General features: G+C 68.1%; 7 protein-coding genes. 4 read left to right on the forward strand and 3 right to left on the reverse strand.

The window, feature by feature from the left end:
* Positions 1–146: 146 nt before the first annotated feature.
* Entirely contained in the window at positions 147–1,202 is a 1,056-nt protein-coding gene (locus ACXJKH_RS09660) for an NAD(P)-dependent alcohol dehydrogenase (RefSeq protein ID WP_256777340.1), read from the reverse strand.
* Between the two features lie 107 nt (positions 1,203–1,309).
* Between ACXJKH_RS09660 and ACXJKH_RS09665 the strand changes: the two genes are divergently transcribed.
* The 3 genes from ACXJKH_RS09665 (at position 1,310) to ACXJKH_RS09675 (ending at position 3,161) form a co-directional block, all read left to right on the forward strand.
* Positions 1,310–2,200 carry a LysR substrate-binding domain-containing protein gene (locus ACXJKH_RS09665; protein ID WP_256777339.1) on the forward strand — a complete coding sequence of 297 codons (891 nt, stop codon included), beginning with the start codon at positions 1,310–1,312 and terminating at the stop codon, positions 2,198–2,200.
* 70 nt (positions 2,201–2,270) lie between these two features.
* Positions 2,271–2,939: an SMI1/KNR4 family protein gene (locus ACXJKH_RS09670; RefSeq protein WP_457319265.1), complete on the forward strand. Its 669-nt coding sequence runs from the start codon at positions 2,271–2,273 to the stop codon at positions 2,937–2,939.
* A 9-nt stretch (positions 2,940–2,948) separates the two neighbouring features.
* Positions 2,949–3,161, forward strand: coding sequence for a hypothetical protein (locus tag ACXJKH_RS09675; RefSeq protein ID WP_457319262.1), 213 nt, complete (start codon positions 2,949–2,951; stop codon positions 3,159–3,161).
* A gap of 100 nt (positions 3,162–3,261) precedes the next feature.
* Here the strand turns inward: ACXJKH_RS09675 and ACXJKH_RS09680 are convergent, their stop codons facing one another.
* Entirely contained in the window at positions 3,262–4,365 is a 1,104-nt protein-coding gene (locus tag ACXJKH_RS09680; protein WP_457319263.1) for an alkene reductase, read from the reverse strand.
* Between the two features lie 127 nt (positions 4,366–4,492).
* Between ACXJKH_RS09680 and ACXJKH_RS09685 the strand changes: the two genes are divergently transcribed.
* Positions 4,493–5,401, forward strand: coding sequence for a LysR family transcriptional regulator (locus ACXJKH_RS09685; RefSeq protein WP_256777336.1), 909 nt, complete (start codon positions 4,493–4,495; stop codon positions 5,399–5,401).
* A 236-nt stretch (positions 5,402–5,637) separates the two neighbouring features.
* Here ACXJKH_RS09685 and ACXJKH_RS09690 read toward each other — a convergent pair whose 3' ends face one another.
* On the reverse strand, positions 5,638–9,012 hold the full coding sequence (locus tag ACXJKH_RS09690) for an autotransporter outer membrane beta-barrel domain-containing protein (protein WP_457319264.1): 3,375 nt from the start codon (positions 9,010–9,012) through the stop codon (positions 5,638–5,640).
* Positions 9,013–9,212: the final 200 nt, after the last annotated feature.

The following is a 9,212-nucleotide window of genomic DNA, read 5'->3' on the forward strand; positions in this document are numbered from 1 at the left end:
TCACTGCGGCGCCAGGACGATCCAACCACGGCGCACCACCGGCCCCCATCTGCCGCGGCCCTTGCAACTTGATGCTCCCCGGCATTGGCAGAAGAACAAAAAAACCCCGGCATTGCCGGGGTTTTCTTCATGCAAGTGCGGAAGAATCAGGCCGCCTTTTCCAGCGTGGCCATGTCGATCACGAAGCGGTAGCGCACGTCGTTCTTCGCCATGCGCTCCCAGGCCTCGTTGACGGTCTTGATGTCGATCACTTCCACGTCGCTGACGATGTTGTGCTCGGCACAGAAGTCCATCATCTCCTGCGTTTCGGCCATGCCACCAATCGCCGAACCGGTGATGTGCTTGCGACCGAACATCATCGCAGCGCCCATCAGCGGCGGATCCAGCTCGGTCAGCACGCCGACCAGGCACATCGTCGCATCGCGCTTGAGCAGGCCCATGTACGGGTTGGTGTCGTGGCTGACCGGAATGGTGTTGAGCAGGAAATCGAAACTGCCGGCGTGCGCCTGCATCTGCGCCGGATCGCGCGAGACCAGCACCTCATCGGCACCCAGACGCTTGGCATCGGCACCCTTCTCCGGGGTGGTGGTGATCATCACCACGGTGGCGCCCATCGCCTTGGCGAACTTCACGCCCATGTGGCCCAGGCCACCCAGACCGATGATGCCGACCTTCTGGCCGGGGCCCACCTTCCAGTGGCGCAGCGGCGAGTAGGTGGTGATGCCGGCGCACAGCAGCGGCGCGGCGGCCTTCAGGTCCAGCTTCTCGGACACCTTCACCACGAAGCGCTGCTCCACCACGATGTGGTCGGAGTAACCGCCGAAGGTCGGCTGGCCGTCGCGCTCGGTGCTGTTGTAGGTGTAACTGGCCCCCTTCTCGCAGTACTGCTCCAGGTCTTCATCGCAGGCCGCGCAATGGCGGCAGGAATCGACCATGCAGCCGACGCCGGCGAAATCGCCGACCTTGAAGTCGGTGACGCCGGCGCCGACCTCGGTCACCCGGCCGATGATCTCGTGGCCGGGCACCATCGGGAACTTGGAATTGCCCCAGTCGTCGCGGGCCTGGTGCAGGTCGGAGTGGCAGATGCCGCTGTACAGGATCTGGATGCGGACATCGCCGGCAGCGACCGGGCGGCGCTCGAAGGAGAACGGTACCAGCGGTGCGGTCTGGTCGTGGACGGCATAACCATGGGCGAGGGACATAGGGAATCCTTGGCAGGTTTTGTAGAAAGGCGCTTTACAATACGCCCGCACCCTGTGCGTATACAGTCAATATATCGGCATGATTCATCAAGGCAGACTGCACAATCGTGGCCACTGACAACCTGACCCACCTGGCCGCGTTCGCCGCCGTGGCCCGGCACCGCAACTTTCGCCGCGCCGGCGCCGAGCTGGCGCTGTCGACCTCGGCGGTGAGCTATGCGATCCGCGCGCTGGAAGAGCGGCTCGGGGTGGGACTGTTCCACCGTACTACCCGCAGCGTGGCCCTGACCGAGGCCGGCCAGCGCCTGCTCGAGCGCCTGCAGCCGGCGCTGGAGCAGGTGCACGACGCGTTGGAAGAGATGAACCACTTCCGCGCGGCCCCGGCCGGCCTGCTGCGCATCAATGCCACCCGCGCCGCCGTGCAGACCCAGTTGGGCCCACGCCTGGCGCGCTTCCTGCAGGCGCACCCGGACGTGCGCATCGAGCTGGCCCAGGACGATGGTCTGGTGGATATCGTCGCCAGCGGCTTCGATGCCGGCGTGCGCCTGCACGAGTCCGTGCCCGAAGACATGGTGGCCGTGCCGCTGGGGCCGCCACTGCGTGGCCTGATCGTGGGGTCGCCGTCCTATCTGCAACGCCGGCCGGCACCGCGTCATCCGCGCGAGCTGGCCCAGCACGAGTGCGTGCGCTTCCGCTTCGCCAGCGGTCACCTCTACAAGTGGCAGTTCGAACGCGATGGCCAGGAGTTGGAGGTGGACGTGCCCGGCCGGCTCACCCTGGGCGACCAGCACACCATCCTGCAGGCGGTGATCGACGGCCTTGGCCTGGCGTACGTGCTGGAGGATTCGGCGCGCCCATATCTTGATGATGGACGCCTGGTGGCGGTGCTGGAAGACTGGGCCGAACCCTTCCCCGGCTTCGTGCTGTATTACCCGCGCCAGCGGCAGATGTCTTCTGCGCTGCGCGCATTCGTGGATATGGTGCGGGCGACGGCGTGATGTGCGTGGCGGTTGCCGAGGTGACGCTGCCGATGGCACGCTTGCCCGCCCCACCGGATGCACCGTGACAATGACCGTACAGACGCCCGCCGACATCCAACAGCAGCTCGGGCAGGCGTTTCCCGCGCTGTACCACCAGCTGCATCGCGACCGCATGCTGGACTGGGGCACGTTCTGCCACGGCTGGATCACCAGCGTGTATCCGACCCTGCGTGCGCGCCCGCCGTTGCTGTTGTATGCGCGCGAGTTCGAACTGATCGCGCCGGCCGATATCGTGGGCCACGCCGAACAGTTCACCGATGCAGACAGCCACGTGCGCCTGCGCGAGGGCCTGCAGCTGTTGCCCTTCGGCAGCACCGGCGCGGGCGACTACTACTGCTTCTGGCACGATCCGGGTGCACCGGGCGAGCCGCGCGTGGTGCTGCTCTGGCACGACGATGACCGCGTGGACCTGCTGGCATCCAACCTCCAGGATTTCATCTTCCGGATGATGGTCGATGCGGTAGCCGACCTCGATGGCAGCCTGCTGGAAGAAGGCGATATCGCCGACAACCTGCAGCGCTGGCTGGACTCGCATCGCGCCTATCTGCACGCCACGCAGGTGCAGGCGCTGGAGGCGCTGTATGCCGATCCTGCGATCCTGGCCGGTGGTGTGGGCGAGGATGCCGCCACCGCGTTGATCGATCGCGTCATCGGCTTCGAGGGCATCGATACCCGCTTCAGCTATGTGCCGGCATGACGGTTACTCATGCCCGCGTCTGACGCACCGAGTGACGCGGACTTCCGCGCGCTGGCCGACCAGCTGCAGGCGCTGGATGCCGGGCGGTTGCCGCCGCCATTGCCGCCGCACCTGCGCGCGCACCCGGTGGCTGGCCTGGCCGCCATCGGGCAGCTGGACCAGGCCGTGGTGGCGCTGATGGGCGATGTGCCCAACCCGTGGCGGGGCCTGCTGTTGCGATGACCTGCCAGGGGTAGAGCCACCCCACGGGTGGCTGCACGCAGCAATCGAACCGGCAACGCCGACCGACGGCGTTCCCCCGGCCCGTGCCGGCTCCCCCGGATCAGCTGGCGACCGGGTAGTCGGTATATCCCTCCGCCCCGCCGCCGTAATACGTAGCCCGATCCGGCACCGCCAGCGCCACGTCGTTTTCCAGCCGCGCCACCAGGTCCGGGTTGGCGATGAACGGCTGGCCGAACGCGGCCAGGTCGATGACGCCGTCGTCCACCAGCTGCAGCGCCCGCGCGCGGGTGAGGCTGCCGGCCAGGATCAGGGTGCCGCCGTAGCGTTGCTTGAACGCGTGCAGGAATGCGTCGCTCAGGACGGACACGCGGCGTGCATGGTTGTCGTTGAGGTGCACGTAGGCCAGCCCGCGCGTGCCCAGCGCCTGCGCCAGGTACAGGTACGCCGCTTCGTTGCCGACGTACTCGGGCATGTCGAACTGCAGGTTGTTCGGGGCCAGTCGCACGCCCACCCGGTGCGCCCCGATCCGCGCGGCCATCGCATCGACGGTCTCCAGGATCAGGCGCGCGCGGTTCTGCAGCGTGCCGCCGTAGCCGTCGGTGCGGTCATTGGTGACCGGGTTGAGGAACTGTTCGAACAGGTAGCCGTTGGCGGCATGAAGTTCGATGCCGTCGAAACCGGCGGCGATGGCGTTGTCGGCCGCGCGCGCGAAGTCGTCGACGATGCCGGGCATTTCGTCGGTGCGCAGGGCACGCGGCGGGGTCGGATCGGCCTGCCCACGGGTACCGTCCTCGCGGTACACGAACGCGCTGCTCTTCGGGTTGCTCGCCACCGGACGCGTGCCCGCGCTGACCGGCTGTCCGCCGTCGGGCTGCAAGGATGCGTGCGACATGCGGCCCACGTGCCAGAGCTGGGCGAAAATGACGCCCCGTTCGGCATGCACGGCCGTGGTGACCTGCTTCCAGCCGTCCACCTGTTCGGCCGACCACATGCCCGGCACGTCGATGTAGCCCTGGCCCTGCGCCGACACCGGGGTGCCTTCGCTGATGATCAGCCCGGCACTGGCGCGTTGCCGGTAGTACGCCGCGGTGAGGGCGTTGGCCACGCTGCCGGGGTTGCGGGCGCGGGTCATCGGGGCCATGGCGATGCGGTTGCGCAGGGGGGTACCGGCGAGGTCATAGGGCTGGAAAAGCAGGGCGGTCATAAAGCGGAACTCGTGGGGAAGGGGGCGCCAACGGCGCGACCCCTTCAAGATAAGGTTGACCTGCAGGCACATAAAGGCCTTAAATTTCCCGGCAACGGGGACATTTTGTCCCCAATGGAGCGCGGCGATGCTGCCAGTGGAATCGTTGAACGGGCTGGCCACCTTCGTCACCACCGCCCGCTCGGGGACGTTCACCGAAGCGGCCGAGACCCTGGGGATTTCGCGCTCGGCGGTCGGCAAGGCGATCGCGCGGCTGGAAGAGCGGCTGGGCGTGCGGCTGTTCCATCGCACCACGCGGCGCATTTCGCTCACCGCCGATGGCCAGGCCTATTTCGCCTCCTGCGCCAGCGCGCTGGAAGACATTGCCTCGGCCGAGGCGTGCCTGGGCTCGGCCTCGCACCTGCCCGCGGGCCGCCTGCGCATCGACATGCCGTCCTCGTTCGGGCGGCTGATGATCCTGCCGGTGCTGCTGCGCATCTGTGCCGAACACCCCGAACTACAGCTCACCCTGACCTTCACCGACCACTTCGTGGACCCGGTGGAGGAAGGGATCGACCTGCTGATCCGCTTCGGTGGGCTGGACCAGGCCCAGCACCTCGTCGCGCGGCGGCTGGGCACGCAGCAGCTGATCACGTGTGCGTCGCCGGACTACCTGGACAGGCACGGCACGCCCGGCACCGTGGACGCCCTGCATGCCCATCGCAGCATTGTCGGCTATCGGTATGGCCAGCCGGTGGCGTGGCGGATCGGCGAGGACGCTGCGCAGGCGCGCTTCATCCCCAGCGGCACCCACCAGCTCAATGATGGCGATGCGGTGATCGAGGCCGCCATCGCCGGCCTGGGCATCTGCCAGATGCCGCATTTCCTGGTCAAACGTCACCTGCAGGCGGGGGCATTGCAGCAGGTGCTGGGCCATTGCATGCAGCACCATGTCGAGATCCACGCCCTATGGCCGCAGACCCGGCACCTGCGACCGAAGGTGCGGTTTGTGGTGGATGCGCTGGCGACACTGGCCGATGCCGGTGCGTTTGACTGAGCCAGGCGGGCCACCGGGCCTGGCTGCAGCAGCACGCCGACGGCGGCCGTTCCTTCGCCTTGGCGGTCGTCGAAAAGCCCAGTCCCGTCGGTCCGCCACGCAAGGCCGGGGGCGGCATCCACATCTGCCCGGGCTTCCGCTGCAACCCCTGCACCGGCATGCGGCCTGGTGCAGTAGCCAGTTGCTGGCCTGGGGATTTTCCAACGGCGCGCGCGTGGCGCGCCGTTGGCCGCCTGCTACAAGCGGGCCTTGAGCCCCATCTGCGCCGAGACGCTGCGGTAGGCGTTGTCGTCGCGCTGCAGGCCCAGGTCAGCCCATGCCGACCAGCGCGTCCCCAGTTGCAACATCGCGCCGCCGCGCAGTTCATAGCGGTTCTTCGGCACGGCGCCCTCGATCCGGGTGTCGTCCATCCAGACGCTGTTGCGGCTCGAGTCGCGCAGCCAGTGGGCGGACACGAATGGCTGCACGTGCCGATCTTCATTGCGCACATCGCCCATCACCCGCACGCCCAGCCGCGATGACAGCCCGCCCGCCGCCCCCGTCGCGACCTGCGTGCCATTGCGTTCAACCAGGCGCTCGGCACGGTAGTCGGTATAGGTCAGCTGCAGTTGCGGCTGCACCAGCAGCATGGCCGAATCGCGCAGGCGAAGCTTCCAGGCGTAGCCGGCCTCCAGTGATGCGGCGTGCGTGCGTRCATCCTGGCGTTCCTTGCCCAGGCCGATGCCCTGCACGGTGGTGCGGTAGCGGCCGTGTTGCAGCCAGCTGTCGAGATAAGCACCCTCCTCGACGTCCGGGCGCTGCATCCAGGTGGCATAGATGCCCAGCGCCGCGCCCTTGACGGTGCCGGTAGCGCTGTACCCGCTCAGGTGCGAGCGGACATCGGTGGAGGCCTGGCCGGCAGCCAGCAGCACGCCGGCGCGGCCCTGGCTGGTACCGCCCCAGTGCAGCATGTCCAGGCCGCTCATCACGGTGGACGCGCGGCCCTTCAGCGCGAGCTGACCGGCCATGTCCTGCCGGGTCTGGGTGCTGGTCACCCGCAGCCAGCCGGCGTCGCGCGCATCGCCCGGGGCATACGCACCCTCGCGGTCATGCAGGCGGTGCTGGAACATCGACACGGCAGCGGCCTGATTGGCAAGATAGGCGCCGGCTTCGGGACGCAGGATCTGCGGCGGGCGAGGGCGGTCGCAGCTGTCCTCGTTGTCCACCTCGCACGGATCCGGCGGCAGCACACAGCCCGGGCCGTCGCGATCGGTCGCGCACGGGTCCGGCGGGACGACGCCGCAGCCGGGGCCGGTGGGGTCGCTGTCGCACGGGTCTGGCGGGGCCACGCAACCGGGGCCATCGGGATCGGCGTCGCACGGATCCGGTGACGTCGGCGCCAGTTCCGAGCGCAGGTACCAGCCGCCGTCGCCGGGGGTGTTCACCCCGCCCTTGTGCAGGAAGTAGTCGTACTGCCCGGCCACCGCACGACCGTTCAACCGGTACACGGCATCGGAGGCGCCATCGACCTGGATCAGCTGGATGCCGTTGACCGTCTGCCCGCCGAGCCCGCGCACGTTGTTGACCTGGACACTGGCCGTGCCGCGGGTATCGCCGCGCACGTGCAGTGTGTCGATCAGTGAATCATCAGCGCCCAGGGCGCCATTGAAGACCAGCAGCGCGTTGTCTGCGATGAAATCGCCCTCCACGGTGAGCCGGTTGAAGCGCGTGGCGCCGGCGGTGGACAGGGCCAGGGTGCTGTCGCGCAGATCCAGCTGGCGCACGCTGGAATCGCCCGTGAGGGTCCAGCGGCTGTCGTTGGACAAGGAGACCTGGTTGACCACGCTGCTGGCGCCCTGCCAATGCGAGCGCCCGTTGAGTTTCACGCGGATGTCGGCCACCACCGGCACGCCGGCGGCGATGTCGTCCGGGGTGATCACGATGTCGCCCCGTGCGTAGACATCCTGGTCCAGGGTGACGTCGAAGGGACCGGCGAACGCAGCATCCACGTGCATCAGTGTGCCGCTGCCGCCGATCAGCCGGGCGCCGTTGCGTGCCGCCACATGACGCGCCGCACGCACCCAGAACGTGGCGGCCTGCGCGCTGCTCAGCGAGCCGCCATCGATGTCCAGGCTGCCATTGGCATTGACCACCGCCGCCGCCGCGTCCAGCCCGGCAGTGCTGACGTGCGTATTGGAAAGGGTCATCTCCCCGGCGCCACCGCTCAGCACGCCATAGCCTTTGTCGCCGGTAGTGGCGATGACGCTGTCACGCAGCCCGATGGTGCCGCCCAGCCGCGCCACGGCACCGATGCCGCCAAACCCGGTGGTGCGCACATCGACGCGTTCGGCCTGGAACGTCGGTCGTGCGCCGCCCGTATCCATCGAGGCATACAGACCATGCGCCGACGCGCCTGCCGTGCTCACCCGCACTCCCTCCAGGGTCACCGCACCGGCGCGGTTGTCGATGGCCACACCCTGGTCGGTCTCGGTGATGATGCTGCCGCCCCGCATGCTCAACGAGGAAGCACCGGGCAGCCAGATGCCGGTGCCGACGTAGCCGGTGGTGTGGATATCGACATCGGTCAGGCGCACCTCGTTGCCGCGGCCGTTGATGTTCAGCCCATAGTGTCCTACATCGATCTGCGTACCGATGATGTCCACCTGGTTGTCATTCCACAGGAACACGCCGCTGCCGCGCTCGTCGTCGGCTTGCAGCACGCCGCCTTCGATCCGCAGCGTGCCGCTACTCAGCTCCACTGCCCCGGAGGCGGTGCCCGCGACCCGGATATGGGTGTCGATCAGGGTCACCGTGCCGCTGCCCGTCACGCCCTTTGCGAAGTCGGCGCCGGTCTCGATGGTGCTGTTGGACAGTGTCAACATGGCCCCGGTGTATACCGTCGCGCCGGTACTGCCATTGCCGTAGGTGGTGATGGCAAGTCCGTCGCCGTCGATGCGTCCGCCGTTCTCCGCGAACAGGCCATGGGCGTTGTGGCTGGTGGTGCCGATGACGGTGTCGCGCAGGGTCACGGTGGCATTGGATGCCGACACCGCGTGCGACTGGTCGCCGGTGGTATGGATGCTGCCGCCGCTTACCTCGGCGACCGCGCCGTTGCTGGCGGCGATGCCGTTGGAGACACGGCCGCTGGTATCGAGCGCCGCATCGCGCAGCAGCAACGTGCCGCCGTCGACTTGCGCGGCATGGGCGCGTACACCGCCGGTGGAGAGAGTCACGCCTTGGCCGGTGGCGTCGGTGAGCAGTTCGATGCGGCCGCCAGTGGCGATCGACAGGCCGGCGCTGTAATCGCCACCGGTGGTGAGGGTGCCACCGGTGAGCGTCACCGTGCCGTCGCTTTCGGCGCGCAGGCCGGCGGTGTTGCTGCCCGTGGCGCTGATGGTCACCGGGCCGTCGGCACGGATGCTGCCAGCGTTGAGCGCATGGAAGACGTAGCCTGCCGCCGCATCGTCGGTAGTCGCATAGGCGCCCGGCGCGGCCACTTGCTGGGTGCCGTCGGCGATGATCGGACCGGCGCTCTGGGCCCAGGCGGCCGAGGCGCTGCACGCCAGCGACGCGGAAATGGCAAGAGCGAGCAGGTGCAGGCGCTGTGGGGCGCGTGAAACGGCAGAAGTCATCGGAGGGCCATCAGTGCAGGAGGCCGCGACTGTAGGGGGATGCCTACGAGCGATATATGCAATTAATTGCAAATGCGGCTAACGCTAGCTGGCGCCTATTTGCGACACACCTTGTCGCGTCCCGCCCCCCATCGGTCCCTGTTGCGCCCGGCGCGGCTACCACGTGGACCGGAGGCCCATCTGCACCGAAACGCTGCGAT

The sequence above is a fragment of the Stenotrophomonas sp. P5_B8 genome (genome assembly GCF_054049855.1).